At 71.3% G+C, this 24,973-nt stretch carries 20 protein-coding genes, 1 pseudogene and 1 riboswitch; of the genes and pseudogenes, 10 read left to right on the top strand and 11 right to left on the bottom strand.

The annotated features are described in order from the left end of the window. Window positions 1-30 precede the first annotated feature (30 nt). Window positions 31-459, bottom strand: a pseudogene (locus AB0E05_RS06455) (GNAT family N-acetyltransferase); the annotation flags it as partial. A 129-nt stretch (window positions 460-588) separates the two neighbouring features. Between AB0E05_RS06455 and AB0E05_RS06450 the strand changes: the two are divergent. Beyond that, window positions 589-1,974, top strand: coding sequence for a serine hydrolase domain-containing protein (locus AB0E05_RS06450; RefSeq protein ID WP_361959695.1), 1,386 nt, complete (start codon window positions 589-591; stop codon window positions 1,972-1,974). A 113-nt stretch (window positions 1,975-2,087) separates the two neighbouring features. Here AB0E05_RS06450 and AB0E05_RS06445 read toward each other — a convergent pair whose 3' ends face one another. From AB0E05_RS06445 to AB0E05_RS06420, 6 genes are all read right to left on the bottom strand, one after another. Then, on the bottom strand, window positions 2,088-2,540 hold the full coding sequence (locus AB0E05_RS06445) for a GNAT family N-acetyltransferase (protein ID WP_361959692.1): 453 nt from the start codon (window positions 2,538-2,540) through the stop codon (window positions 2,088-2,090). A gap of 97 nt (window positions 2,541-2,637) precedes the next feature. Next, window positions 2,638-3,495: a GNAT family N-acetyltransferase gene (locus AB0E05_RS06440; RefSeq protein WP_361959689.1), complete on the bottom strand. Its 858-nt coding sequence runs from the start codon at window positions 3,493-3,495 to the stop codon at window positions 2,638-2,640. A gap of 5 nt (window positions 3,496-3,500) precedes the next feature. Beyond that, complete coding sequence (locus AB0E05_RS06435; RefSeq protein WP_361959686.1) at window positions 3,501-4,046, bottom strand: DUF2269 domain-containing protein; 546 nt, start codon at window positions 4,044-4,046, stop codon at window positions 3,501-3,503. 153 nt (window positions 4,047-4,199) lie between these two features. After that, on the bottom strand, window positions 4,200-4,679 hold the full coding sequence (locus tag AB0E05_RS06430) for an NUDIX hydrolase (protein WP_361959683.1): 480 nt from the start codon (window positions 4,677-4,679) through the stop codon (window positions 4,200-4,202). Between the two features lie 106 nt (window positions 4,680-4,785). Further along, window positions 4,786-5,676, bottom strand: a complete 891-nt coding sequence (locus tag AB0E05_RS06425; protein WP_361959680.1) for a LysR family transcriptional regulator — start codon at window positions 5,674-5,676, stop codon at window positions 4,786-4,788. Window positions 5,677-5,890: 214 nt separating this feature from the next. Then, a complete protein-coding gene (locus AB0E05_RS06420; protein WP_361959677.1) occupies window positions 5,891-7,018 on the bottom strand; it encodes a cystathionine gamma-lyase in 1,128 nt (375 codons plus the stop codon). Window positions 7,019-7,200: 182 nt separating this feature from the next. On the opposite strand from AB0E05_RS06420, the gene AB0E05_RS06415 reads away from it, so the two are divergent. The 4 genes from AB0E05_RS06415 to AB0E05_RS06400 all read left to right on the top strand — a co-directional run bounded on the left by AB0E05_RS06415 (window position 7,201) and on the right by AB0E05_RS06400 (window position 9,508). After that, a complete protein-coding gene (locus AB0E05_RS06415; RefSeq protein ID WP_361959674.1) occupies window positions 7,201-7,518 on the top strand; it encodes a cupin domain-containing protein in 318 nt (105 codons plus the stop codon). Between the two features lie 145 nt (window positions 7,519-7,663). Beyond that, complete coding sequence (locus AB0E05_RS06410) at window positions 7,664-7,882, top strand: DUF5326 family protein (protein WP_361959671.1); 219 nt, start codon at window positions 7,664-7,666, stop codon at window positions 7,880-7,882. 263 nt (window positions 7,883-8,145) lie between these two features. Continuing rightward, complete coding sequence (locus AB0E05_RS06405; RefSeq protein WP_361959668.1) at window positions 8,146-8,922, top strand: IclR family transcriptional regulator C-terminal domain-containing protein; 777 nt, start codon at window positions 8,146-8,148, stop codon at window positions 8,920-8,922. A gap of 148 nt (window positions 8,923-9,070) precedes the next feature. After that, a complete protein-coding gene (locus AB0E05_RS06400; RefSeq protein WP_361959665.1) occupies window positions 9,071-9,508 on the top strand; it encodes an SsgA family sporulation/cell division regulator in 438 nt (145 codons plus the stop codon). 27 nt (window positions 9,509-9,535) lie between these two features. Here the strand turns inward: AB0E05_RS06400 and AB0E05_RS06395 are convergent, their stop codons facing one another. Beyond that, entirely contained in the window at window positions 9,536-10,918 is a 1,383-nt protein-coding gene (locus AB0E05_RS06395; RefSeq protein ID WP_361959662.1) for a YibE/F family protein, read from the bottom strand. A 71-nt stretch (window positions 10,919-10,989) separates the two neighbouring features. Then, window positions 10,990-11,162, top strand: a riboswitch (TPP riboswitch). Here AB0E05_RS06395 and thiC point away from each other — a divergent pair. Then, a complete protein-coding gene (thiC, locus tag AB0E05_RS06390; protein WP_361959659.1) occupies window positions 11,157-12,950 on the top strand; it encodes a phosphomethylpyrimidine synthase ThiC in 1,794 nt (597 codons plus the stop codon). It overlaps the preceding riboswitch by 6 nt. 166 nt (window positions 12,951-13,116) lie before the next feature. On the opposite strand, the gene AB0E05_RS06385 is transcribed toward thiC, so the two are convergent. The 3 genes from AB0E05_RS06385 to AB0E05_RS06375 all read right to left on the bottom strand — a co-directional run bounded on the left by AB0E05_RS06385 (window position 13,117) and on the right by AB0E05_RS06375 (window position 16,795). Further along, the gene (locus AB0E05_RS06385; RefSeq protein WP_361959656.1) at window positions 13,117-13,941 is read right to left on the bottom strand and encodes a hypothetical protein; all 825 of its coding nucleotides are present in this window, start codon (window positions 13,939-13,941) and stop codon (window positions 13,117-13,119) included. A gap of 147 nt (window positions 13,942-14,088) precedes the next feature. Further along, window positions 14,089-15,429 carry a metallophosphoesterase gene (locus AB0E05_RS06380; protein WP_361959917.1) on the bottom strand — a complete coding sequence of 447 codons (1,341 nt, stop codon included), beginning with the start codon at window positions 15,427-15,429 and terminating at the stop codon, window positions 14,089-14,091. A 253-nt stretch (window positions 15,430-15,682) separates the two neighbouring features. Next, complete coding sequence (locus tag AB0E05_RS06375) at window positions 15,683-16,795, bottom strand: LacI family DNA-binding transcriptional regulator (RefSeq protein ID WP_361536233.1); 1,113 nt, start codon at window positions 16,793-16,795, stop codon at window positions 15,683-15,685. Between the two features lie 484 nt (window positions 16,796-17,279). Between AB0E05_RS06375 and hisC the strand changes: the two genes are divergently transcribed. From hisC to cydD, 4 genes are all read left to right on the top strand, one after another. Further along, entirely contained in the window at window positions 17,280-18,359 is a 1,080-nt protein-coding gene (hisC, locus tag AB0E05_RS06370; RefSeq protein ID WP_361959651.1) for a histidinol-phosphate transaminase, read from the top strand. Between the two features lie 302 nt (window positions 18,360-18,661). Continuing rightward, window positions 18,662-20,170, top strand: a complete 1,509-nt coding sequence (locus AB0E05_RS06365; protein ID WP_361959648.1) for a cytochrome ubiquinol oxidase subunit I — start codon at window positions 18,662-18,664, stop codon at window positions 20,168-20,170. A 22-nt stretch (window positions 20,171-20,192) separates the two neighbouring features. Beyond that, entirely contained in the window at window positions 20,193-21,194 is a 1,002-nt protein-coding gene (gene cydB, locus AB0E05_RS06360) for a cytochrome d ubiquinol oxidase subunit II (protein ID WP_361959645.1), read from the top strand. Window positions 21,195-21,272: 78 nt separating this feature from the next. Beyond that, window positions 21,273-24,917, top strand: coding sequence for a thiol reductant ABC exporter subunit CydD (cydD, locus tag AB0E05_RS06355; RefSeq protein WP_361959642.1), 3,645 nt, complete (start codon window positions 21,273-21,275; stop codon window positions 24,915-24,917). The last annotated feature ends 56 nt before the right edge of the window (window positions 24,918-24,973 follow it).

Here is a 24,973-nt window from a genome sequence, read left to right as displayed (position 1 = left end):
GTCGTCCGTGCCGACCAGCCGCATGCCGGCGGAGGCCATCACCCGGTGCGAGGCGACGTTGCGGTGGTCCGCGTCGGCCTTCACCCGGGCGATGCCGGAGCGCTGGGCGAACGCGAGCAACTCCCGCAGGGCCTCGGAGGCGTACCCCTTGCCGCGGGCCGACGGGACCAGCCCGTAGCCGATGGTGACGGAGCCCTGCTCGTCCGGAGGGCCGTGGAAGTCGGCGCCGCCGATCGCGGAGCCGTCCTCGCGGAGCCGGATCTCGAAGGCTCCGGGGTGGGTGGTGTCGGGGTCCGCGGTGAGGCTGTGCAGATAGCGCCGGGCCGCCGATCTGTCGTCTTCCATCGGGTACTCGGGCGCCCAGCGGGCTCCTTCGCCCGGGGTGCCGGCGTTCAGCCGCTCCGCCTCGTCGGCGGTCAGCGGGTGCAGCACCAATCGCTCCGTTACGAGATCGCTCATGGCGAGGCTGTCTAGCACGGGGCCCCGGGCCGCCGCAGCACTTTTACGATCAGCGCCCGACCGTCGACGAGGAGGTCGGGGGTAGAAAGCCTTTGCACAGGTGACACGGCGGTGCGATAGACCTGCTGCATGACCTCACCCCTGACGGAGCGGCTGCTCCCCACCACAGAACGCGCCCTGCTGCACCACGTCGCCACCGCTCAGACGGAAGGGCGCACGCCCGCCCTCGTCGCCGGGGTCGGCAGGGAGGGACGGCTCGTGTGGAGCGCCGTCCGCTCCGCCGCCGACGGGGACGGGCAGGACGCCGACACCCAGTACCGCATCGGTTCGATCACCAAGACCTTCACCGCGGTGCTGGTGATGAGGTTGCGCGACGAAGGGCTGCTCGACCTCGAAGACCCCTTGGACAAGCACCTGCCGGACACCGGCGTCGGGGAGGTGACGATCGCCCAGCTCCTCGGCCACAGCGCCGGCCTGGGCGCCGAAACGCCGGCCCCCTGGTGGGAGCGGTCCCCGGCCGCGCTGCGGCCCGGGCTCGCCGACGTCCTCGGCGAGGAGCCGGGCAAGCACCCCGTCGGCCGTCGCTTCCACTACTCCAACCCCGGCTACACCCTCCTCGGGTCGCTGGTGGAGGCGGTGCGCGGGGAGCCGTGGGAGGAGGTGCTGGAGCGCGAGGTCCTCCGGCCGCTGGGCCTGGAGCGCACGGGCGTACGGCCGGTGGCCCCGTACGCGGAGGGCTGGGCGGTGCACCCGTGGGCCGACGCCCTGCTGCCCGAACCGGTCGAGGACCTCGGCGTGATGGCCCCGGCCGGCCAGTTGTGGTCGACGGTCGGTGACCTCTGCCGGTTCGGCTCCTTCCTCGCCGAGGGCGACGAGCAGGTGCTGAGCGCCGCGTCCGTACGGGAGATGGCGGCGCCCGCCGCGCCCATGGAGGCCGGCGAGTGGGGCAGCACCTACGGGCTCGGACTCCAGGTCTTCCAGATCGACGGACGCACCCTGATCGGGCACTTCGGCTCGTTGCCCGGCTTCGTCGCCGGGCTGTTGGTGAGCCCGGGGGACGGGGTCGTCGCCGCGGCCCTCGCGAACGCCACCTCCGGGCCCCAGCCCTGGGCCGTCACGGCCGAACTCGTACGGATCGTGGCGGAGGCCGAGCCGCGGATCCCCGCGCCCTGGCGACCGCTGCCGGAGGTCGATCCGGAGCTGCTGGCGCTCACCGGGACCTGGTACTGGGGGACCAAGCCGTACGGGCTGCGGCTGCACCCTGAGCGGGAGGTGGAACTCCAGCCGCTGAACGACTACGGCCGCGGGGCGCAGTTCGCCGCCCGGGCCGACGGCACGTGGATCGGCCGGAACGGGTACTACGCGGGGGAGACGCTGCGCGTGGCGCGCGGGGACGACGGTTCGGTCCGTCATCTGGATCTGGCGTCGTTCGTCTTCACGCGCGAGCCCTACGAGCTGGATGCGGGGGTGCCCGGTGGGGTCGACCCGGAGGGCTGGCGGGGGCTCGCCCTCTGACGCTTCGGAGTCGCGTGTCGGGCGGAGTGCCGTGTTTCACGTGAAACACGGCACTCCGCCCACTGCTGACCCGTAAGACAGGCCCCAGCTCCGTCCGCTCTTGGCCCGGCCGCTCAGAGGGGGAGCTTGAAGCCGACGTGCGAGGCTTCGAAGCCGAGTCGCTCGTAGAAGCGGTGGGCGTCCTTGCGGGTGGCGTCCGAGGTCAACTGGACCAACTGGCACTCCTGCCGACGGGACTCCCCGACGGCCCACTCGATCAGTTGGCTTCCCAGCCCGCTGCCGCGCTCGTCGGCGTGGACGCGGACGCCCTCGATGACGGAGCGGGTGGCCCCGCGTCGGGACAGCCCCGGGATGACGGTGAGTTGCAGCGTGCCGACGACGCGCCCTTCGCGTACGGCCACCATCAGGTGCTGCTGCGGGTCGGCCGCCAGCCGCTCGAAGGCCGTGAGGTACGGGGCGAGATCGTCCGGGGACTCCCGCTGGGCACCCAGCGGATCATCGGCGAGCATCGCCACGATGGCCGGGACGTCGGTGGTCGCTGCGGGGCGTATCTCCAGGTCGCTCATGGTCCGCAGCGTACGCGTGGGCGCATTGCCTGCCCGGCGCCCCTGCTCGGGTACCCGAAGGCCCCACCAGGCAACTGGCCCCTTCTGCCCGTCGGAGTCAGCCCGTCGCCAGGGAGAGCGGAGAGAAGCAGCGCCGCCAGTCGCCCGGGAGGTCGCCGCCCCCATGGGTCATGATGGCGGTGCCTTCGGCCGACTCCAGACCGCTCTCCCGCGCCCAGTCCAGCAACTCCTTGTGGCGGACGTCGATGTGCATCCGGAGCGGTCCGGCCGTACTGCGGGCGAGCGAGGCGATGAGGGCCCGGGCCGTACGGCTGTCCCGTGCGATGACCGGAGCGAGGGTCGAGCTGGCGCCCGGCCAGCTCGCCGCGTAGCCGACGAGTGAGCCGTCCTCCTCCGCCACCCACAGCTGGTCGATGGCGGCGGGCAGCCGGGTGATCATGGAGGTGCGGTCCACCCCGAAGCACTCCGCGTCCAGCCGGACGACCTCCGGGACGTCCTCGGCCACGGCCCGCCGGGTGACGAGGCCCGCGGGTGCGTCCACCGCCGTGTCGCGCAGTTGCCCGTGGAACCGCTCGACCCGTCCGACCTCGATGAACCCCAGCTTCTGGTACAGCGGCTGGCCGTACGCGGTGGCGTACAGCAGCAGCTGCGTCTGGCCGGCGGCCTCCAGCGCATGGCGCATCAGCCGGCCCCCGAGGCCCCGGCGCTCGTACGCCGTGGCGACCAGCAGCTTGCCGATGGCGGCGAGGCGGGGACCGTAGGACGTCACCACATAGCAGGCCGCCAGCCCCTTCCCCGTGGGGTCGTCGATGCCGAATCCGGTGCCCGCCGTCAGCAGCAGGCCCCACCCGCCCTCGTCGCGCGCCCAGCCCCGCTCCTCGGAGAGGTCGGCGCAGAGAGTGAGGTCGTCCCTGGTGAGGCGGCGGATGGGGAGCTCGGGCAGCGCTGTCGACATAGGGGTCAGACTGTCTGCCTCGGTGATCGCTCGTCCAGTGTTTTCCGGGAACTGATCTCGGCCCGCAACCGTCGGCCGCGGCGAGTGAGCCCCCAGGGCTTGAGGATCGAGACCACGGTCATGAACAGATAGGCGCTGAAGGAGACGATCGGGCCCATCACCAGATCCGTGGGGGAGGCCAGGGCGGCGTTCTCGGCGACGGTCTCCACCGCCTCGTTGACTCCGGGCCGTAGTGCGAAGACCGAGGCGGTGACGGTGCCCAGGGTGATCCAGAACTTGATCACCACCCAGCGGTGCCGGGCCAGCCCCCAGGGTGTGCCCAGGGAGAGCACCAGTCCGCTGAGCAGCGTCAGCAGGGCGAGCGGAAGCACCAGCCAGTCCGTGAACACCTTCATCGACCGGGCGGCGGCGTCGACCGTGGTGGTGGACTCGGTGGTGATCGCCGTGACGGCCAGGGCGAGCAGACCGAGGGTGAGTCCGAGCCAGCCGGCCGCCGCACAGACGTGGACGACGAGAAGGGTCCGGCGTACGGGGCGTTTGAGTGGTTTCACGTGAAACACCGTGCCGCGGACGTCCCGCTCAGAGCATCCGACAGCGGGAGTAACCGCCCGTACGAGCCTCGGCGTACGCACGGCCGGGCCCGCTGCTCCACCAGAAGGCCACGGCTCGACGTTGCCCGGGCCGGCCTCGGCCCGGGCAAGGAGTCAGCCCAGGTCGGGCGCGTGCATCGCCCGTACCCCTTCGATGTTCCCGTCGAGGTAGTGCCGCAGGGAGAGCGGTACCAGATGGACTCCGGCGATCCCCATCCGGCTGAAGGGCACCCGGACGATCTCGTACGTCCCGATGGGGTCGTCGACTTCGGGGCCGTGCCGCCGGGTGGGATCCATGGACTCCAGCCGGCAGACGAAGAAGTGCTGGACCTTCACGCCGGTCACTCCGCCGCCCGTGATGTGCTCCACGGTGTCGACGAAGCAGGGGACCACGTCGGTGACCTTGGCGCCCAGCTCCTCGTCCACCTCGCGGTGCAGGGCGTCGACGACGGTGGCGTCCTCGGCCTCGACCCCGCCGCCGGGCGTCAGCCAGTAGGGATCCACGCCGGGCTTGGTTCGCTTGATCAGGATCAGATCGTCGCCGTCGAGCAGAATGGCGCGTGCGGTGCGCTTGACCACTGGCCGTTCGGTCATGTCAGGACCATGGCCCGTGTCGACCGCTCTGAAACTCGCTGAGCCACTCGGTCAGCCCGCGGTCAGCCTGCGATCGCGAGGGGTCACCGCGCGCTGGCGCGGCCGGTCACCACTCGTGGGCGGCGCGCATCAGCCACTCGTGGGCCCGTGCGATGTGCGGGAGGGCGAGCGTTCCGGTGCGCACCACGAGGAAGTACGTCCGCAGCGGCGGGACCGGCGGGTCGAGCAGCGCCACCATCCGACCGCTCTTCAAGGCGTCCTCGCACAGATAGCGCGGCAGCACGGCCAGCCCGGCGCCGGAGGCCGCGGTCTCCAGCACCGCGCGCAGATCGGGCACGATCACCGTCCCCGCGGCGGCGGGCCGGGACTCGAAGACGGCGGACCAGTAGCGCGAGACCAGGGGGAGGGACTCGTGGACCTCGACCACCGGCAGCTGCTCCAGCACCACGTGCCCGCCGCGCAGCACGTCGGGGCCCAGCCGCGCCGCCCAGCGCGGGGAGGCCACCAGCACGTGCTCCTCGTCGCAGAGCGGAGTCGAGGTCAGCAGTTTGCCGCGCGGCCGGGCCGTGGTGATGGCCAGATCGTGGTGCCCGGCGGCCAGCCCGTCCATCGCTTCCTCGGCGTTCCCGAACGACGCGCGCAGGGCGAGCCCTTGGGCTATCAGCGGGGTGAGGGCGGGCAGCGCCCGTATCGAGGTGAACTCCGGAGGCCCCACGAGGTGCAGGGTGCGGACGCCCGACTCCTCGTCCAGCCCCGCCTCGGCTATCTCCACCAGGGCGTCCAGGTGCGGCGCGGCGCGATGGGCGAGCTCGTCCCCGATGGTGGTGGGGGTGACCCCCCTGGCCTGGCGCAGGAAGAGCGGCTTGCCGAGCTGCCGCTCCAGCGTGCGTATCTGCCCGGTCACCGCGGGCTGGGAGAGCCCGAGGAGCGCGGCGGCGCGGGTGAACGAACCGGCCCGGTGCACCGTGACGAACGTGCGCAGCAGCGCCAGATCCATGCCGAGCGCCTCCTGAGCGACTGCGTCCGTGAACGACGGTGTCCGCGGACCGGACAACTATAAATAAGTCGATAGGCTGCTGTCGCTACTGTGATTGGACACTGACGCAGAGTCAACTAGCCTTGTTCAGGCGGTTCTTCGGGGGGATGAACCGGGGCGGTCCGAGCCATGAGGGGGGAGGTTCGGACCGCCTATCCCGCGTGCCGGGAAACGGCTACGCCGCTGCTTCGTCCAGTGCCCGCAGCACGTCGACGATCAGGTCGTCGGTGTCCTCCGCGCCCGCGGACAGCCGGATGAAGCCCTCCGGCACCGCGTCCCCGCCCCAGCGCCCGCGCCGCTCCGCCGAGGAGCGCACCCCGCCGAAGCTGGTGGCGTCGTCCACCAGCCGCAGCGCGTCGAGGAAGCGCTCCGCGTGCTCGCGGTCGGGCAGGACGAACGAGAGCACCCCACCGTACCGACGCATCTGCTCGGTGGCGAGGCGGTACGAAGGATCGCCCGGCAGGCCCGGGTAGCGCAGCCCCGTCACCTCCGCCCGCCCGTCCAACACCCGGGCGAGGGCCAGCGCGTTCGCGCACTGGCGCTCGATCCGCAGGTGCAGGGTGGCCAGCGAGCGGTGCGCCAGCCAGGTCTCCATCGGGCCGGGGATCGCCCCGACGACCTTGCGCCAGTGCCGCACGCCGGCCGCCAACTCGGCGTTCCGGCAGGTCACATGGCCGAGCAGCAGGTCCCCGTGGCCGGTCATGCCCTTGGTGTCACTGGCGACTGAGAAGTCCGCGCCCAGCGACAGGGGCCGCTGGGCGAGCGGGGTCGCCAGGGTGTTGTCCACCGCGACCAGCGCGCCCGTGGCGTGCGCGGCGGCCACGAGCCGGCGCACGTCGCACACGTCCAGCTCGGGGTTGGACGGGGTCTCGATCCACAGCAGCTGCGCGCCCTCCAGCGCCGCGAGCTGGGCGTCACCGCCGGTCCGCGCGGTTCTGACCCCGATCCCGTACGCCTCCAACTGCTCGCGCACCAGCGGCAGCGCCTGGTAGCCGTCGCTGGGCAGCACCACGGTGTCGCCGGCGCGCAGCCGGGAGAAGAGAACGGCGGAGATCGCGGCCATCCCGGAGGAGAAGACCACGGTCTCCACGGTCTCGCCCGGTGCCTCCAGCTCCCCGATGGCCTGCTCCAGCCGGGTCCAGGTCGGGTTGGTGTCCCGGCCGTAGGTGTACGGCCCGGTCGGCTCGCCGGGCAGGTGGTAGTGGGCGGCGAAGACGGGGCCCGGGAGGGGCGGCTCGTACTTCACCGGTTCGGGCAGCCCCGCCCGCACGGCCCTCGTACCGTCGCCGATGCCTGTGCTCATGGCCCGTCACGCTCCTCTCGTCACTCCGCGCCCGTGCGCTCTTCCGCCATCCTGCGCGACGGGCCCGTCGCCCGGACCGCGGGGTCGCCCTCCGGCGTCGTCGGAGCCCGTCTTGACGGCGGATCCCTTCCTGTGTCTGATCGTGGCTGACGTGATCGGACACGACAGCAGGGCGGAGCACGATGAAGGCATTCCGACTGGACGAACTGGAAGCGGAACGCGCCGCGAACGACGGTGCGTACCTCCAGTTCCTGCGGGAGCGGAACATGTCGGTCGGGTTGTACGCGCTCGACGCGGGCACCGCCGACCCCCAGCAGCCCCACGGCCAGGACGAGGTGTACTTCGTGGTGAGCGGTCGCGCCTCGATCACCGTCGGGATGGAGACCACCGCGGTGGCGCGCGGCAGCGTCGTCTACGTGCCGGCCGGGGTGGCGCACAAGTTCCACCACATCACCGAGGACCTCAGGGTCCTGGTCGTCTTCTCTCCACCAGAGAGCTGAGACGCGCTCCGGGATGCCCTAAGGGACGGTTCAGGGGAGATCGGGGGCCGCGGGCCGCCCGGGCCGCACCCGGCCCGCCTAGCATCGAGGACGACACGGAAGACGACAGCGGGAACGGCAGTGTCCGGGAAAGGCAGGGACGACGATGGCGGTACGGGAGATCTTCGCCGGTTTGCCGTGGTGGGTGAAGTGGGTCGCGGTCCCGCTGGTCGCGCTCGCGATCTTCGGCGGTCTGATCGCGAACGTCGTCGGCTTCGTGATCGGTCTGCTCTTCAAGATGTTGGTGTTCGTCGCCCTCATCGGCGGACTGATCTTCGTCGTACGGAAGTTCAAGGGATCATCGAACTCCCGCGGGGAGTGGTAACCACTGGGCGGTACTGCTTTAACCCAGGCGAGGGAACCCAGGCCCAACGCAGGGTCCAGTTGGTTGAATGGCCATTACAGTGGCAGTCCGCCGCTGGGCATCCGGTTTCACCACCCCTAGTGCGCCCTGTTGTGCACCCGCGAGCGCTCCCCCGTCGGGGAGACGTGGGAACCCGGGCAGCCCGGCGCGGCGGATCCACGGGGACGGCCCCCGCGGGCGGGCGAGTCGTCCGTCACCACGTCAGGACATTCTGGGGGTGATTCGTGGCCACGGCGGCGAGCGACGGTGCTCCCCCCACCCTGATCACATCCGTGCAGCGGGCGCTCAGACTGCTGGAGGCGGCCTCCGCGCACCCGGCGGGCGCGCCCGCGAAGGTGCTGGCCCGGCAGGCCCGCCTCCCCCTTCCCACCGCGTACCACCTGCTGCGCACCCTGGCGCACGAGGGGTATCTGCGCCGTGAGAAGGGGGTGTTCGTACTCGGGGACGCCCTGGAGCGGCTGACCCCGGTCGGCGCGACGGCGCAGAATCGTCGCAGCAAGCTGGAGGAGTCGCTGGAGCACTGGCGGGACGCGATCGGCGTGCCCGTCTACTTCGCGGTCTACCGCGAGGGCGAGATCGACATCGCCGGCATCGCCGACGCCCCGCACGCCCCCGCAGTCCGCGAGTGGGCCGACTTCCGCGCGACCGGGCACGCACACGCCCTCGGGCAGTGCCTGCTCGGCCAGCTCGACGAGGCGGCCCTCCACGACCACCTCGACCGCTACCCGGTGCGGCCCCTGACGCCCTGCTCCGTACCGGACCGGCGCACCCTGCTGGACCGGATCGCGGCGCGCAGGCGCATGGACTCCGTGATCGAACGCCAGGAGTACGCGGCCGGCACGGTCTGCGCCGCCATCCCCATCACCGCCGGCTCCGGCGCCGCCGCGATGGCGATATCCCTCCCGCTCGACCAGGAGGAACGATTGCTCCCGGCGATCGAGCAACTGAGAACGGGGATAGGCAGCCTGCTGGGTTCCCTCGCCTTCTCTATCAGTATCTGAAAAATCACTCCTTGTAGTCCTCTGGTCGCATACAGCACGATTGTTGGGAGAGGTTCAGGGGTATCCTCCCTGACCCGTTTTCTGCTGACTTCATCCAGAAGGCTGCCAACCAGGCCCGATCCGGGCCTCCTTCACTGCGGGGTACACGATGCGCGACGAGTCGGTCCAGGCCGAGGTCCTGATGAACTTCCTTGTCTCCGAGGAGCTCTCGTTCCGGATCCCGGTGGAGCTCCGGTACGAGGTCGAGGATCCGTACGCCGTGCGGATGACCTTCCACCTGCCCGGTGACGCCCCGGTGACCTGGGCCTTCAGCCGCGATCTGCTGCTCGACGGAATCGTCGGGCCGAGCGGGGACGGCGACGTGCACATCGCGCCGATGGGCCCCGGCGAACTCGCCGACCTGGGCATCCGGCTCCAGGTCGGCGGGGACTGCGCGTACTTCCAGGTGAGCGCCGCCCCCGTGGTCGCCTTCCTCGACCGCACCGATCGCCTGGTCCCGCTCGGCCAGGAGCGGACCTTCGGCGACTTCGACACCGACCTGGAACAGGTGCTCAGGTCCATCCTCACCGGGGAGAACGCGGGCTGAGCGGCCCTGGGACACGCCCTGGCGCCGCTACTTCTTGCGGCGCCGGCCCCGGCCCGAACCACGGCTCGCGGGCACCGCCCCGCCGGGCTGCGGACGGTCGGCGGAGACCACCAGCGCCGCGAGCGCGGTGGTCACCGGGACGGAGGCGACCAGTCCGATCGACCCCACGAGGGTCCGGACGATCTCCTCCGCCACCAACTCGCTGTTGGCGACCGTCGCCACCCCGCTCTGCGCGATGGTGAAGAGCAGCAGCAGCGGCAGTGCGGCACCCGCGTAGGCGAGCACCAGCGTGTTCACCACGGAGGCGATGTGGTCGCGGCCGATCCGGATGGCCGCGCGGTACAGCGCCCGCGGCCCCATGGTCGGATCCGCCTGCCGCAGCTCCCACACGGCCGAGGTCTGGGTCACCGTCACGTCGTCGAGCACCCCGAGCGAGCCGATGATGACCCCCGCCAGCAGCAGACCGCTCATGTCGATCTCCGGATAGAGACCGTGGATCAGGCCGGTGTTGTCGTCGGTGTTGCCCGACAGCACCGCCCACTCGATGAAGACCGAGCCGAGCAGCCCGATCAGCAGCAGCGAGATCAGCGTGCCGAGGACCGCGACCGAGGTGCGCGCCGTCAGCCCGTGACACATGTAGAGCGCGATCAGCATGATGGCGCTCGCCCCGACCACCGCGACCACCAGCGGATTGGACCCCGCCAAGATCGCCGGCAGGATGAACAGCGTCAGTACGGCGAACGAGATGACCAGCGCGATCAGCGCCATCACCCCGCGCATCCGCCCCACCAGCACCACGGCGAGGGCGAAGATCCCGGCCACCACCGCCAGCGGGACCTTCCGGTTCACGTCGATGACGGCGTACTGGAGGTCCGGCGGAGCGTCCGGGGCGTACGCCACCACGACCTCCTGGTCCTTCTCCAACTGCCGCACCGCGTCCGGCTGGACGACCTCCGCGAAGACGCGGCCCTTGTGCTGGCCGGAGTCGATCCTGATGGTGGCCTTCTTGCACTCGCCTTCCTGCGCGGCGATCGCCTCCCGCCCCTGGGGCGTGCTGGTGTCCCCGGTCGCGGGCACCTGGGCGGAGTTCACGGACTTGCAGTCGATGCGCTCGATCCGGGTCACCGTGGCCTGTTCGGTCTGTCGGTCGAAGCCCACGCCGGTGCGCTCGTGGCCGGGCGCGGAGCCGGGCCACAGGACGACCAGACCCACGGCGACGGCCGTGGCGAAAGGAATCAGCACCGCGGCGATGACCCGACGCAGATGCCGCGAGACGGGCGCGGCGGGCCCGTGCCCGTGGCTGTGCCCATGTCCGTGGCCGTGTCCGTGGCCGTGTTGGTGGCCGTGTTCCTGGCCGGGCGCGGGCTGGGGAGCAGGGCCCTGCTGGGGGCCGGGCGGTGATGACGTCACCGACCGATCATCGCAAGAACGGCAGGGGCCCCCTGGTCAGCACGCCAGAAATGACGCTAGCGTGGTGCCACCTTTGCACACGCGGGAGCTCGGAGCACCGGGCTGAGAGGGCGCTGACCTCCGTAGACGTACTGCAGGGCCGGCCGCGAGAGCGCCGGCCCGCCACACGTCGCGGACACCGCTGCGTCGACCGCCGAACCTGTTACCGGGTAATGCCGGCGTAGGGAGTAGGTCTTCCATGACCGTTCAGGACGCACGCACGCCTGCCGTCGAACCCGCTGTCGACGGCGCCCGCACACCGGGCTGGCACAAGGCATACGTCGAGGGTTCCCGCCCCGACCTGCGGGTGCCGGTCCGTCAGGTGCACCTCACCAACGGCCGGGACGTGACGCTGTACGACACGTCCGGCCCGTACACCGACCCCACCGTCGAGACCGACGTGCGCCGTGGGCTGGTCCCGCTGCGCGAGAGCTGGATCGTCGCCCGCGGCGACACCGAGGAGTACGCGGGCCGGCCCGTGCGCCCCGAGGACGACGGGATCAAGCACACCTCGCCCCGCGGTGGACTGCGCAACCTGGACGCGGTCTTCCCCGGGCGCCCGCGCCAGCCCCGGCGCGGTCGGGACGGCCGGGCGGTGACCCAACTCGCGTACGCCCGCCGCGGCGAGATCACCCCCGAGATGGAGTTCGTCGCCCTGCGGGAGAACGTCTCCCCCGAGGTCGTGCGGGACGAGATCGCGGCCGGCCGCGCGGTGCTGCCGGCCAACGTCAACCATCCGGAGATCGAGCCGATGATCATCGGCAAGCGGTTCCTGGTGAAGGTCAACGCCAACATCGGCAACTCCGCCGTGACCTCCTCCATCGAGGAGGAGGTGGAGAAGATGACCTGGGCCACCCGCTGGGGCGCCGACACGGTCATGGACCTGTCCACCGGTCGCAACATCCACACCACCCGGGAGTGGGTGCTGCGCAACTCCCCCGTGCCGATCGGCACCGTGCCGCTGTACCAGGCGCTGGAGAAGGTCGACGGCAGGGCGGAGGAGCTGACCTGGGAGATCTACAAGGACACCGTGATCGAACAGGCCGAGCAGGGCGTCGACTACATGACGGTGCACGCCGGCGTGCTGCTGCGGTACGTGCCGCTCACCGCCCGCCGCAAGACCGGCATCGTCTCCCGCGGCGGCTCGATCATGGCCGCCTGGTGCCTGGCGCACCACAAGGAGTCGTTCCTGTACGAGCACTTCGAGGAGCTGTGCGAGATCCTCGCCGCGTACGACGTGACGTACTCCCTCGGTGACGGGCTGCGGCCCGGCTCGATCGCGGACGCCAACGACGAGGCGCAGTTCGCCGAGTTGAAGACGCTGGGCGAGCTGAACAAGATCGCCAAGCGGATGAACGTGCAGACGATGATCGAGGGCCCCGGGCACGTGCCCATGCACAAGATCAAGGAGAACATCGACCTCCAGCAGGAGATCTGCGAGGAGGCGCCGTTCTACACCCTCGGCCCGCTCACCACGGACGTGGCACCGGCGTACGACCACATCACCTCCGGCATCGGCGCGGCGATGATCGCCTGGTGGGGCACGGCCATGCTCTGCTACGTGACGCCCAAGGAGCACCTGGGGCTGCCCAACCGGGACGACGTGAAGACCGGGGTGATCACGTACAAGATCGCGGCGCACGCGGCGGACCTCGCCAAGGGGCACCCGGGGGCGCAGGAGTGGGACGACGCGCTCTCCGACGCGCGGTTCGAGTTCCGCTGGGAGGACCAGTTCAACCTGGCGCTCGACCCGGACACCGCGCGCGAGTTCCACGACGAGACGCTGCCGGCCGAGCCGGCGAAGACGGCGCACTTCTGCTCGATGTGCGGCCCGAAGTTCTGCTCGATGAAGATCAGCCAGAGCATCTCGGAGCAGTTCGGCGGTGCCTCCGCACCGGACGCGACGGCGGAGGAGATCACCGAGGGGATGCTCCAGAAGTCCAAGGAGTTCGCGGCGAGCGGGAACAGGGTGTACCTGCCGATGGCCGAGTGACCGGCTGACTGAACGACCGGCCCGACGGACCGGCCGCGGGACCGACCGACCGCGCGGCCGGCCGACCGGGGAGCACGAGGAGTCAGGGGAACTCGGGGGGACGGGGGTACGGTGCGCGCCTCGCGGCCGCACCCTCGTACCGCGGCGGTGCCACGGCGCGGCCAGGTCACTCCGGGCGGTTCTCGGGGCCCCCGAAGTCCGGGCTGGTGAAGTCGGGGCTGGTGAAGGTGGGCCGCTGCCCCGCCGACTTGCCCTCGCTCGGACTGGAGTAGTCCGGGCTGTCGTACCCGACCTTCGGTATGCGGGTCACGGGCCGCGGCGGCGCTCCGGACACCGGGTCCGCGGCCGGGTCCTCCAGCGCGATCCGCAGGAACGGCAGGACGCCGCGCTCCAGCACCGCGTGCAGCCAGGCGTCCTTGGCGCGCGCCACCTCGTCGGGGAGTTCGTTCGACATCTCCTCGGCCGGCAGCTGCGTCGCGCTGTTGCGCAGCGCGGTGCGCAGGAGCCCGACCCCCGCGTACAGGATCGCCGCGGCGGTGAGGGCGGCGAAGAACCAGCCGGCCGACACCATGGTCTGGGCGAACGACGGCGGCGGGTCGAGCATCTTGAGGACGTACCCGACCAGCAGGAACAGCAGGGCGGCGATGCCCGCGAGGACCGGGGCGAGCACCGCGACCACGGCCGCGAAGCCGGCGCCGCTGCCGTCGCCGTCGACGTGGATCCTGGGCCGGTCCCGGTCGCCGGCGGACGCGGCGGAGGGCGAACGGGCCTCTTCGCGGATCCTGACGTAGTGCTCGTACTCGGGCGCGGCGGAGGCGGTGATCAGCGCCGTGGCGTTCAGGGCCATCGTGCGCAGCTGGGCCGCGTTCAGCCGCTGCCCCACGGTGGCGAGATCGGGCCGTTCATGGGCGTTGCGCAGCGCGTCTTCGAGGAGGCGCTCGAACTCGGCGCGGTCCTCGTTCTGCAGGTGCGGAGCGCTGTTCATGTGCATCCCCCGATGCTCCGTAAGGCCGGAAACACCCGTCCCGGACGGGCGGTTGGGCGTGGGTGGAGGAGTGCCTGCGTCGGTTAGGCCGATGGTAGAGCGGTTACGGCACGGAGTGACAGGGGTTTAGGTAAAACGCGTACCCGGCTTGCGTCAGCCGGGTAGCGGAAGCTGGACGACGAGCAGCTTTCCGGCCATCGTGACGCCGCCGTCCATGGCGATCGCCAATCCGTCCGCGTACACATGCGGCCCCTCGACGACCGGGCGGTCCCCGTCCTCGCCGTCCTCCGTGCCGACCTCGCCGAGCAGGTACGGAATGGGGCTGTGCCCGTGCACGATCCGGTTGCCGCCGTACGCGGAGAGCAGTTCGCGCACCGCGAGGGGCCCCGCCTCCTCGTCGCGGAAGGCGAACCGCTTGGTCATCTTGCGGAAGAGGTCCCAGCACTCGTCGGCGTCGTTGCGGGTGAGGATCTCGTGGACGGTGTCGTTCACGTCCTCGATCGTCTCGCCGTACTCCAGGTACGCGGTGGTGTCGGAGTGCAGCAGCAGGTGGCCGTCCTCCTCGACGACGGCGTCCAGCCGGGACATCCACTGGAGGTGGACGTCCTGGAGGCGGTCCATGTCGTTCTTCTGGCCGCCGTTGAGCAGCCAGGCCGCCTGGAAGGTGGCGGTGCCGGCGCCGGAGTTCACCGGGGTGTCCGAGAACCGCTTGGCGCCGAGGAGCAGCAGTTCGTGGTTGCCCATCAGGGCCTTGCAGTAGCCGCCGGCGGCGGCGGCCTCGGCGGAGAGCCGCATCACCAGGTCGATGACGCCGATGCCGTCGGGGCCGCGGTCGGTGAAGTCGCCGAGGAACCAGAGGCGGGCGTTGCCGGCGGCCCAGTTGCCGTCGGCGTCGATCAGGCCCTGGGCGGCGAGGGCGGCGACCAGCTCGTCGAGGTAGCCGTGGACGTCGCCGACGACGTACAGCGGGCCGGGGCCGTCGGCGGCGGGCGCCGGGGCGACGACCGCGCCGGGCTGGAGCTGGACGGTGAGGTCGTCGGGCCCGCTGCGGCTGATGACGGGGAGGTCGCGCTCGGTGGGGGTGTAGCCCTCGGGCATCTCGTCCTCCGGCAGGGCGTTGCCGGGGTGGTCTCCGGGGTGGGAGGCGTGGGGCTGGTGCTCCGTGGGGTACGCCGGGGGTGCTGGCGGCGCGGGGTGGCTGACCTGCACCGGGGGCTGGTGCTGCTCGGGCGTCCCCTGCTGCTCCTGCGGCCTCTGCTGCTCCTGGTAGGGCTGGGATTCGCCGTACGGCTGCGGCTCGCCGTAGGGCTGTGACGCCTGCTGGAGTTCGTGCTGCGGTTCCTGCTGCGGCTCTTGTTGCACGGGAGGCTCGGGAGGCGGGGCCTCCGACTGCACGGGCATCTGCGCGTATGGCGGAACGCGGAAATCGCGCAACGTCGCCGTACGCACCACGGGTCCCTGACCGGCCCCCTGAGTCATCGACCCCTCCACCACCGTCGCGCCGCCGTTCACCTTTCGGCCCAGCCTGGTCGGGGTGGTCCGCGGTGTCGTGCGCCCATCATAGGAATGAGGTCCGCGCTGTGTGACGCACCAGGGGTGGTGAATCCAGCCGCACCCCTGACACGTCGGCTGTTTCGCCCCAATAGGGCCCTAATTGGGGACGCTCGGCGGATCCCGATTCCTCGGACCCCGGGGTCTTTCGTCTGGATCAGGCTGGGCGAGCCCAGCGAGATCCGAACGAGAGGCCCTAGTCCGGTGACGGGGAGCGCGGCGCGCTCACGGTCGTCCGCGGGGAGCGGCGCTGTGAGGACGTCCGGATGATCAACTCCGTTGGTATCACCTGCTCGACCGGCCGGTCCTCGTCGATCCCCTCGATGGCGTCGATGAGGAGCTGGACGACCGCCGTGCCGATCCGGCGCGGCTTGAGGGAGAGCGTGGTGATGGGCGGCTCGGTGGTGGCGTACACCGTCGACTCGCTGCAACAGACCAGCAGCAGGTCGTCGGGGACGCGCAGGCCGTAGCGGCGGGCCGCGGCGAGCAGGTCGGTGCCGTTGGGGTCGAAGAGTCCGTAGACGGCGTCCGGCCGGTCCGGTCGGGCGAGCAGTCGGTCCGCGGCGACGGCGCCCGCGCACGGGTCGTGGGCGGGGTACGACTCGTACACCGGGTCCTGGCCGACGCGCTCGCACCAGCTGAGGTAGGCGGTGGTGGAGAGGCGGGTGTAGGTGTCCGTGGTGGTGCCGGTGAGCAGGCCGATGCGGCGGGCGCCGGCGTCGGCGAGGTGGTCCAGCAGGTCGAGGACGGCGGCCTCGTGGTCGTTGTCGACCCAGGCCGTGACGGGGAGGGTGCCGGCGGGACGGCCGTCGGAGACGACGGGCAGGCCCTGGCGCACGAGCTCGGTGACGACGGGGTCGTGGTCGGAGGGGTCGATGACGACGGTGCCGTCCAGCGCGACGTTCGACCAGACGTCGTGCCGGGAGGTCGCCGGGAGGATGACGAGGGCGTAGCCGCGGGCGAGCGCGGCGGAGGTCGCGGCCCGCGCCATCTCGGCGAAGTACGCGAACTCGGTGAAGGTGAAAGGTTCATCCCCGTACGTGGTGACGGTCAGGCCGATGAGGCCCGACTTGCCCGTACGGAGGGTGCGGGCCGCCGCCGACGGGCGGTAACCGAGCCGGTCGGCCACTTCGCGGACGTGTCTGCGGGTGGCGTCCGGGAGGCGGCCTTTTCCGTTCAGCGCGTCCGAGACGGTCGTGATGGAGACACCGGCGGCGGCGGCGACGTCTCGAATGCCCGCCCGACCTTGCCGGCTTCCCCGGCGGGATGTGTCCGTCCGGCTCACCTGGTGCTTCCCTGCTGCTGTCATGGCGAGCCGATATTAGGGCTCGCGTGGGGGGTCGGGCTGATCGTGCGTTCAGTCGTTGACAGGCACGATTCTGCATGATCATAAACCATGAACTGCCTTGGAAAATAAGGGACTTGCTAGGGAACTGTGTGGCGTATGCAGTGTTCTGTGGGTCTGGTCTGCCGGTGGTTCCTCGTGCCGGGGAGGTCGCAACTCACCTCTACGGGGGACGCGCGACACGGAGCGAACTGCGGGCGCGCGCCCGTAGAACGAGCGCTCCCCCTCCTCGGGTGCGGTCCGCGGCGGGCTCGCTCGCGGTGATCGGCCCGCGGAGCCGGGGCTCGCTCGCGGTGACCGGTTCGCGGCGATCGGCTCACGGAGATCGGTTCGCGGAGATCGGTTCGCGGTGACCCGTTCGCAGCGGAGGCGAATCCTCATAAGGTGTGGAGCATTGGTTGCCGGACGGGTTTCCGGACAACGGTCGGACGGTCGAGGAGGACCTGCGGTGAGCGAGACGAGCCCGAAGCTGCGCGCCGAGCTGGACGGCATCCCCACCTACAAGCCGGGCCGGCCCGCGGCCACCGGCGGCCCCGTCGCGTACAAGCTGTCGTCCAACGAGAACCCCTATCCGCCGCTGCCGGGCGTGCTGGAGAGCGTGCTGGCCGCGGCGCACGAGTTCAACCGCTACCCGGACATGGCGTGCGGGTCCCTGATGGAGGAGCTGGCGAACCGCTTCGGGGTGCCCGTCTCCCACCTGGCGACCGGGACGGGGTCGGTCGGGGTCGCCCAGCAGCTGATCCAGGCGACCGCGGGCCCGGGCGACGAGGTGATCTACGCGTGGCGCTCCTTCGAGGCGTACCCGATCATCACCCAGGTCAGCGGGGCGACGTCGGTGCAGGTGCCGCTGACCTCCGGGGAGGTGCACGACCTGGACGCGATGGCCGACGCCATCACCGACCGGACCCGGCTGATCTTCGTCTGCAACCCGAACAACCCGACCGGCACGGTGGTGCACCGGGCGGCGCTGGAACGGTTCCTCGACCGGGTGCCGTCGGACGTCCTGGTGGTGCTGGACGAGGCGTACCGGGAGTTCATCCGGGACGTCGAGGTGCCGGACGGCGTGGAGATCTACCGGGACCGGCCCAACGTCGCGGTGCTGCGCACGTTCTCCAAGGCGTACGGGTTGGCGGGGCTGCGGGTGGGCTTCGCGATCGCCCACGAGCCGGTGGCGCTGGCGCTGCGCAAGACGGCGGTGCCGTTCGGCGTGACGCAGCTCGCACAGAACGCAGCGGTGGCTTCGCTGCGGGCCGAGGACGAGCTGCTGGGGCGGGTCGGGTCGCTGGTGTGCGAGCGGACGCGGGTGTACGACTGCCTGGTCAAGCAGGGGTGGACGGTGCCGCAGACGCAGGCCAACTTCGTCTGGCTGCGGCTCGGGGAGCGGACGGTGGACTTCGCGGCGGCGTGCGAGCGGGCCGGGGTGACGGTGCGGCCGTTCCCGGGCGAGGGGGTGCGGATCACGATCGGGGAGCCGGAGGCCAACGATCTGTTCCTGCACGTGGCGGAGGCCTTCCACCGGGAGATGTGACGCGCGCCCGCCCTCGGCGGGCCCACTCCCGCGTACGGCTCCGACGGCTTCTGCGGTGGCCCGGGTTCCCGGTGGGGACCCGGGCCACCGCTGTGTTTCCGGGCGGTCGTGGCCCCGCTCCCCTAGCTTCCGGACGGCTGTCGAGTCAAGAGGTACCCCCCGGTCATCAGTCCGGATTTCGTATGAGACATAATCTCATGTGAATGTGAACGCTTTCACAAGCGTGTCTCGTTCGTCCCGCAATGACAGGGATTAACCAGGCAAACTGCCGATCGACCTCGTCGATGTAAGGAGATGACGACGTGGACTTGGCTCTGGCGCCGGAGACCTTGGCGCGATGGCAGTTCGGCATCACGACCGTGTATCACTTCCTCTTCGTACCGCTGACGATCTCCCTCGCCGCGCTCACCGCGGGGCTCCAGACCGCCTGGGTCCGGACGAACAAGGAGAAGTACCTCAAGGCGACCAAGTTCTGGGGCAAGCTCTTCCTGATCAACATCGCCATGGGGGTCGTCACCGGCATCGTGCAGGAGTTCCAGTTCGGCATGAACTGGTCCGACTACTCCCGCTTCGTCGGTGACATCTTCGGCGCACCGCTCGCCTTCGAAGCGCTGATCGCGTTCTTCTTCGAGTCCACGTTCATCGGGCTGTGGATCTTCGGCTGGGACAAGCTGCCGAAGAAGATCCACCTGGCCTGCATCTGGATGGTCTCGATCGGCACCGTGCTCTCCGCGTACTTCATCCTGGCCGCCAACTCCTGGATGCAGCACCCGGTCGGCTACCGCATCAACGAGGAGCGCGGACGGGCCGAGCTGACCGACTTCTGGCGGGTGCTGTCGCAGGACACCGCCGTCACCCAGTTCTTCCACACCATCACCGCCGCCTTCCTCGTCGGCGGCGCGTTCATGGTCGGCATCGCCGCGTACCACCTGGCCCGCAAGAAGCACGTGCCGGTGATGCGCACCTCGCTGCGGCTCGGCCTGGTGACCGTGATCGCGGCCGGGCTGCTCACCGCGGTCAGCGGCGACTTCCTCGGCAAGGTCATGTTTAAGCAGCAGCCGATGAAGATGGCCGCCGCCGAGGCCCTGTGGGACGGCGAGGCGCCGGCGCCGTTCTCCCTCTTCGCCTACGGGGACGTGGACAAGGGGCACAACGAGGTCGCGCTGGAGATCCCCGGGATACTGTCCTTCCTCGCCAACGGCGACTTCGACTCGTACGTCCCCGGCATCAACGACGTCAACAAGGCGGAGCAGGAGAAGTACGGGCCCGGCGACTACCGGCCCAACATCCCGGTCGCCTACTGGGGCTTCCGCTGGATGATCGGCTTCGGCATGGCGTCCTTCGCCATCGGACTGCTGGGGCTCTGGCTGACCCGCAAGAAGTTCCTGCTGCCACCGGCGCTGCGGACCGGTGAGGACGAAGTGCCGAACCTGGTGCTCTTCCGGAAGAAGGCCCTGAGCGCCCGCTTCGGCCGGCTGTACTGGATCGTCGCGCTCTGGACCATGACCTTCCCGCTGATCGCCACCTCCTGGGGCTGGATCTTCACCGAGATGGGCCGTCAGCCGTGGGTCGTCTACGGCGTGCTGCGCACCGAGGACGCGGTCTCCCCCGGGGTCTCCCAGGGCGAGGTGCTCACCTCGATGATCATCTTCACCCTGCTCTACGCGGTGCTCGCCGTGATCGAGGTCAAGCTGCTGGTGAAGTACGTCAAGCTCGGCCCGCCCGAGCTGACGGAGGCCGACCTCAACCCGCCCAAGAAGATCGGCGGCGACGATCGTGACGCCGACCGGCCGATGGCCTTCTCTTACTGAGGCCGCAAGGAGCTGCTGAGGCATGGAACTTCACGACGTCTGGTTCGTACTGATCGCCTTCCTGTGGATCGGCTACTTCTTCCTGGAGGGCTTCGACTTCGGGATCGGGGTGCTCACCAAGCTGCTCGCCCGGGACCGCAAGGAACGCCGCGTACTGATCAACACCATCGGTCCGGTGTGGGACGGCAACGAGGTGTGGCTGCTCTCCGCGGGCGGCGCGACCTTCGCCGCCTTCCCCGAGTGGTACGCCACCCTCTTCTCCGGCTTCTACCTGCCGCTGCTGGTGATCCTGCTCTGTCTGATCGTGCGCGGCGTCTCCTTCGAGTACCGCCACAAGCGGCCCGAGGAGCGCTGGCAGACCAACTGGGAGAACGCGATCTTCTGGACCTCGCTGATCCCCGCCTTCCTGTGGGGCGTCGCCTTCGGCAACATCGTGCGCGGCGTGAAGATCAACGAGGACCTGGAGTACGTCGGCAACGTCGCCGACCTGCTGAACGCGTACTCGCTCCTCGGCGGACTGGTGACGCTCACCCTCTTCACCTTCCACGGCGCGGTGTTCGCCGCGCTGAAGACCGTGGGGGACATCCGGGTACGGGCCAGGGCGCTCGCCACCAAGCTCGGCGTGCTCACCGCCGTGCTGGCGCTGGGCTTCCTGATCTGGACCCAGGTCTCCCGGGGTGACGGCGGCAGCCTGGTCGCGATGATCGTCGCGGTCGCCGCGCTGGTGGTGGCGATCGCCACCAACATGGCCGGGCGCGAGGGATGGTCGTTCGCGTTCTCCGGGGTGACCATCGTGGCCGCGGTCGCGATGCTCTTCCTCACGCTCTTCCCGAACGTGATGCCCTCCTCGCTGAACGACGCCTGGAGCCTGACCGTCACGAACGCCTCGTCGACCCCGTACACCCTGAAGATCATGACCTGGTGCGCCGGGATCGCCGCGCCGCTGGTGATGCTCTACCAGGGCTGGACCTACTGGGTGTTCCGCAAGCGCATCGGCACCCAGCACATCGCCGACGCGCACTAGCACGACTCGGGCCGGGGCCCGGACGCGCCGTTCGGGCCCCGCCACCTCCGCGCCCCACCCGCCTCTCGTCCGTAGGGGATGTTTCACGTGAAACCGATCGACCCGCGTCTGCTGCGCTACGCCCGGACCACCCGTCGCTTCCTGATCGCGGTGGTGCTGCTCGGCCTGGTCGGGGCGGCGCTGGTCATCGCCCAGGCGATGCTGATCGCCGAGATCGTGGTCGGGGCCTTCCAGCAGGGGCTCTCGGTCGCGGACGTGTTCACCCCGCTGACGCTGCTGGCGGCCGTCGCCGTGGCCCGGGCGCTGGTCTCCTGGCTGACCGAACTCGCCGCCCACCGGGCGAGCGCGGCGGTCAAGTCGGAGCTGCGGGGGCGGCTGCTGGAGCGGGCGACCGCGCTGGGGCCGGAGTGGCTGAGCGGACAGCGCACCGGCTCCCTGATGGCGGTGGCGACCCGGGGCATCGACGCCCTCGACGACTACTTCGCCCGCTATCTGCCGCAGTTGGGCCTTGCGGTCGTCGTGCCGGTCGCGGTGCTCGCACGGGTGGTGACCGAGGACTGGGTCTCCGCGGCGATCATCGTGGGCACCCTGCCGCTGATCCCGATCTTCATGGTCCTGATCGGCTGGTACACCCAGACCCGGATGGACCGTCAGTGGCGGATGCTGTCCCGGCTGTCGGGTCACTTCCTCGACGTGGTCGCCGGGCTGCCCACCCTCAAGGTCTTCGGGCGGGCCAAGGCCCAGGCCGAGTCGATCCGTTCCATCACCGCCGAGTACCGGCGGGCCACCATGCGGACGTTGCGGATCGCCTTCGTCTCCTCCTTCGCGCTGGAGCTGCTGTCCACGCTCTCCGTGGCGCTGGTCGCGGTCACCATCGGCATGCGGCTCGTGCACGGCGGCATGGACCTCTACACCGGGCTGGTCATCCTGATCCTGGCGCCCGAGGCGTACTTGCCGATCCGGATGGTGGGCGCGCAGTACCACGCCGCCGCCGAAGGGCTGGCCGCCGCCGAGGAGATCTTCGAGGTCCTGGAGGAGGAGCCACGCGCCGCCGGCACCCGGCCCGTACCGGCCGGGCTGCGGCTGGAGCTGGACGGCGTGACCGTACGGCACCCGGGGCGCACCGAGCCCTCGTTGGACGCCGCGTCCCTGACCGTGGCCGAGGGGGAGACCGTCGCCCTGGTCGGTCCCAGCGGCATCGGCAAGTCCACGCTGTTGGACGTGGTGCTCGGCTTCCGGGCCCCCAGCGCGGGGCGGATCAGCGTCGGCGGCGTCGAGCTGGCGGAGCTGGACCCGGCGCGCTGGCGGGAGCGGATCGCCTGGGTGCCCCAGCGGCCGTACTTCTTCGCCGGCACGATCGCCGAGAACGTACGGCTGGCCCGACCGGACGCCGAGGACGCGGCGGTGGAGACGGCGCTGCGGCAGGCCGGGGCGTATGACTTCGTGGCCGCGCTCCCGGACGGCGTCCAGACCCCGCTCGGCGAGGACGGCGCGGGGCTCTCGGCCGGTCAGCGCCAGCGGCTGGCGCTCGCCCGGGCATTCCTCGCGGACCGGCCGCTGCTGCTCCTGGACGAGCCGACGGCCGCGTTGGACGGGGAGACCGAGGCGGGCGTGGTGGAGGCGGTGCGGCGGCTGGCTGCCGGCCGGACCGTGCTGCTGGTGGTGCACCGCCCCGCGCTGTTGGCGGTCGCGGACCGGGTCGTCACCCTGACCCGTACCTCTCCCGTCGCCGACGTCCCGGTGGAGGAGCCGGAGGCGGCCACCGCGCGGGAGCGGGCCGCCGTGCGCGCTGCGGGCCGTGGCGACCGGGTGGAGTGGCTGGAGGAGTCGTCGCGCCCGACGGGAACCGCGCGGGACACGGAAGACGCGAAGGACGCCGCGGGATCCGAGCGGGGCGACGGGTACGCCTTCGATCCCGCTGGCGGCGACGTCGAGCGGAAGCGGGTGCCGGTGCTCACCCGGGTGCGGCGGGCCGCCGAGCAGCAACGGGGCCGCTTCTGGCTCGCCCTGCTGCTGGGCAGTCTGGCGCTGGCGTCCTCGGTGGGCCTGATGGCCGTCTCCGGCTGGCTGATCTCCCGGGCCTCCGAACAACCGCCCGTGCTCTATCTGATGATGGCCGTCACCGCGACCCGCGCCTTCGGCATCGGCCGGGCCGTGTTCCGCTACGCGGAGCGCCTCGTCTCCCACGATGCCGTGCTGCGGATGCTCGGCGAACTGCGGGTCGCCGTCTACCGGCGCCTGGAGCGGATCGCCCCGGCCGGGCTGGGCGCCCGCCGCCGCGGCGACCTGCTGGCCCGGCTCGTCAACGACGTGGACGCGCTCCAGGACTACTGGCTGCGCTGGCTGCTGCCGGCCGGCTCCGCGGTCCTGGTCAGCGTCGCCGCCGTCGGGTTCACCGGCTGGCTGCTGCCGGAGGCCGCCGCGATCCTCGCCCTCGGGCTGCTCGCCGGCGGCCTCGCCGTACCGCTGCTCAGCGGTGCGCTCGCACGGCGGGCGGAACGCCAACTGGCGCCCGCCCGGGGCCGGCTCGCCGCCCGCACCGTCGACCTGCTGCGCGGCACCGCCGAGCTGACCGTGGCCGGGGCGCTCGGCACCCGGATCGCCGGCACGCGCGCCGCGGACCGGGAGCTGACCGGGATCGCCCAGCGCGGCGCCGCCGCCACCGCGCTCGGCGCCGGGCTCTCCGCACTGGCCTGCGGGCTCACCGTGGTGGCCGCCGCGGCCGTCGGCGTCCAGGCGGTGCGGGACGGCCGGCTCGACGGGGTCAACCTCGCCGTCGTCGTCCTCACCCCCCTCGCCGCCTTCGAGGCGGTCACCGGTCTGACGCTGGCGGTGCAGTACCGGCAGCGGGTCAGGCGGAGCGCGGAGCGGGTGTACGAGGTGCTGGACGCGCCCGTGCCCGTACGCGAGCCCGAGCAGCCGGCCGCGGCGCCGGACACGGCGTTCCCGCTGCGGCTGACCGGCATCCACGCCCGGTACCCGGGACAGCGTCGGGACGCGCTCGACGGGCTGGACCTCACCGTCACCGCCGGCAAGCGGATCGCCGTCGTCGGCGCCTCCGGCTCCGGCAAGACCACGCTGGCACAGGTGCTGCTGCGCTTCCTGGACGCCCGGGACGGCACGTACGAACTCGGCGGGGTGCCCGCGGACCGGCTCGACGGGGACGCCGTGCGCGGCCTCGTCGGACTCTGCGCCCAGGACGCCCACATCTTCGACAGCTCGGTGCGGGAGAACCTGCGGATCGCCCGTACCGGGGCGAGTGAGGACGAGCTGCGGCAGGCGCTCGCCGACGCGCGGCTGCTGGAGTGGGTCGACGCGCTGCCGCAGGGGCTGGACACCCTCGTCGGCGAGCACGGCGCCCGGCTCTCGGGCGGCCAGCGGCAGCGGCTCGCGCTGGCGCGGGCGCTCCTCGCGGGCTTCCCCGTGCTCGTCCTCGACGAGCCCGCGGAGCACCTGGACGTGGCGACCGCGGACGCGTTGACGGCGGACCTGCTGGCGGCGACGGAGGAGCGCACCGCGCGCGGGGCCGCGACCGTGCTCATCACGCACCGGCTGCACGGGCTCGACGCCGTGGACGAGGTCGTCGTCCTGGCGGAGGGACGGGTCGTCCAGCGCGGTCCGTACGCCGAACTGGTCGCCGTCGAGGGGCCGCTGCGCGCGATGATGGAGCGCGAGCGGGCGACCGACGCGGCGGCGGAGCTGGTGGGGGCCGGCAGGGGCTGAGCGCCGTGGCCCGGGCCGCCAGCAGAGCCGACTTTCCTCGCTAAATAGGAATTACT

The organism is Streptomyces sp. NPDC048057 (assembly GCF_040653095.1).
In the GTDB taxonomy this organism is placed as follows: domain Bacteria; phylum Actinomycetota; class Actinomycetes; order Streptomycetales; family Streptomycetaceae; genus Streptomyces.
This window is presented reverse-complemented; position numbering and strand designations above follow the sequence as displayed.

Excerpts from the sequence above, each read along its gene's own strand:
- AB0E05_RS06430 (WP_361959683.1), bottom strand. The coding sequence starts at position 4,679 with ATGACCGAACGGCCAGTGGTCAAGCGCACCGCACGCGCCATTCTGCTC.
- cydD (WP_361959642.1), top strand. The coding sequence starts at position 21,273 with ATGTTTCACGTGAAACCGATCGACCCGCGTCTGCTGCGCTACGCCCGG.
- AB0E05_RS06445 (WP_361959692.1), bottom strand. The coding sequence starts at position 2,540 with ATGAGCGACCTGGAGATACGCCCCGCAGCGACCACCGACGTCCCGGCC.
- AB0E05_RS06420 (WP_361959677.1), bottom strand. The coding sequence starts at position 7,018 with ATGAGCACAGGCATCGGCGACGGTACGAGGGCCGTGCGGGCGGGGCTG.
- AB0E05_RS06450 (WP_361959695.1), top strand. The coding sequence starts at position 589 with ATGACCTCACCCCTGACGGAGCGGCTGCTCCCCACCACAGAACGCGCC.
- AB0E05_RS06410 (WP_361959671.1), top strand. The coding sequence starts at position 7,664 with ATGGCGGTACGGGAGATCTTCGCCGGTTTGCCGTGGTGGGTGAAGTGG.
- AB0E05_RS06425 (WP_361959680.1), bottom strand. The coding sequence starts at position 5,676 with ATGGATCTGGCGCTGCTGCGCACGTTCGTCACGGTGCACCGGGCCGGT.
- AB0E05_RS06400 (WP_361959665.1), top strand. The coding sequence starts at position 9,071 with ATGCGCGACGAGTCGGTCCAGGCCGAGGTCCTGATGAACTTCCTTGTC.
- AB0E05_RS06385 (WP_361959656.1), bottom strand. The coding sequence starts at position 13,941 with ATGCACATGAACAGCGCTCCGCACCTGCAGAACGAGGACCGCGCCGAG.
- AB0E05_RS06440 (WP_361959689.1), bottom strand. The coding sequence starts at position 3,495 with ATGTCGACAGCGCTGCCCGAGCTCCCCATCCGCCGCCTCACCAGGGAC.
- thiC (WP_361959659.1), top strand. The coding sequence starts at position 11,157 with ATGACCGTTCAGGACGCACGCACGCCTGCCGTCGAACCCGCTGTCGAC.
- AB0E05_RS06375 (WP_361536233.1), bottom strand. The coding sequence starts at position 16,795 with ATGACAGCAGCAGGGAAGCACCAGGTGAGCCGGACGGACACATCCCGC.
- cydB (WP_361959645.1), top strand. The coding sequence starts at position 20,193 with ATGGAACTTCACGACGTCTGGTTCGTACTGATCGCCTTCCTGTGGATC.
- AB0E05_RS06415 (WP_361959674.1), top strand. The coding sequence starts at position 7,201 with ATGAAGGCATTCCGACTGGACGAACTGGAAGCGGAACGCGCCGCGAAC.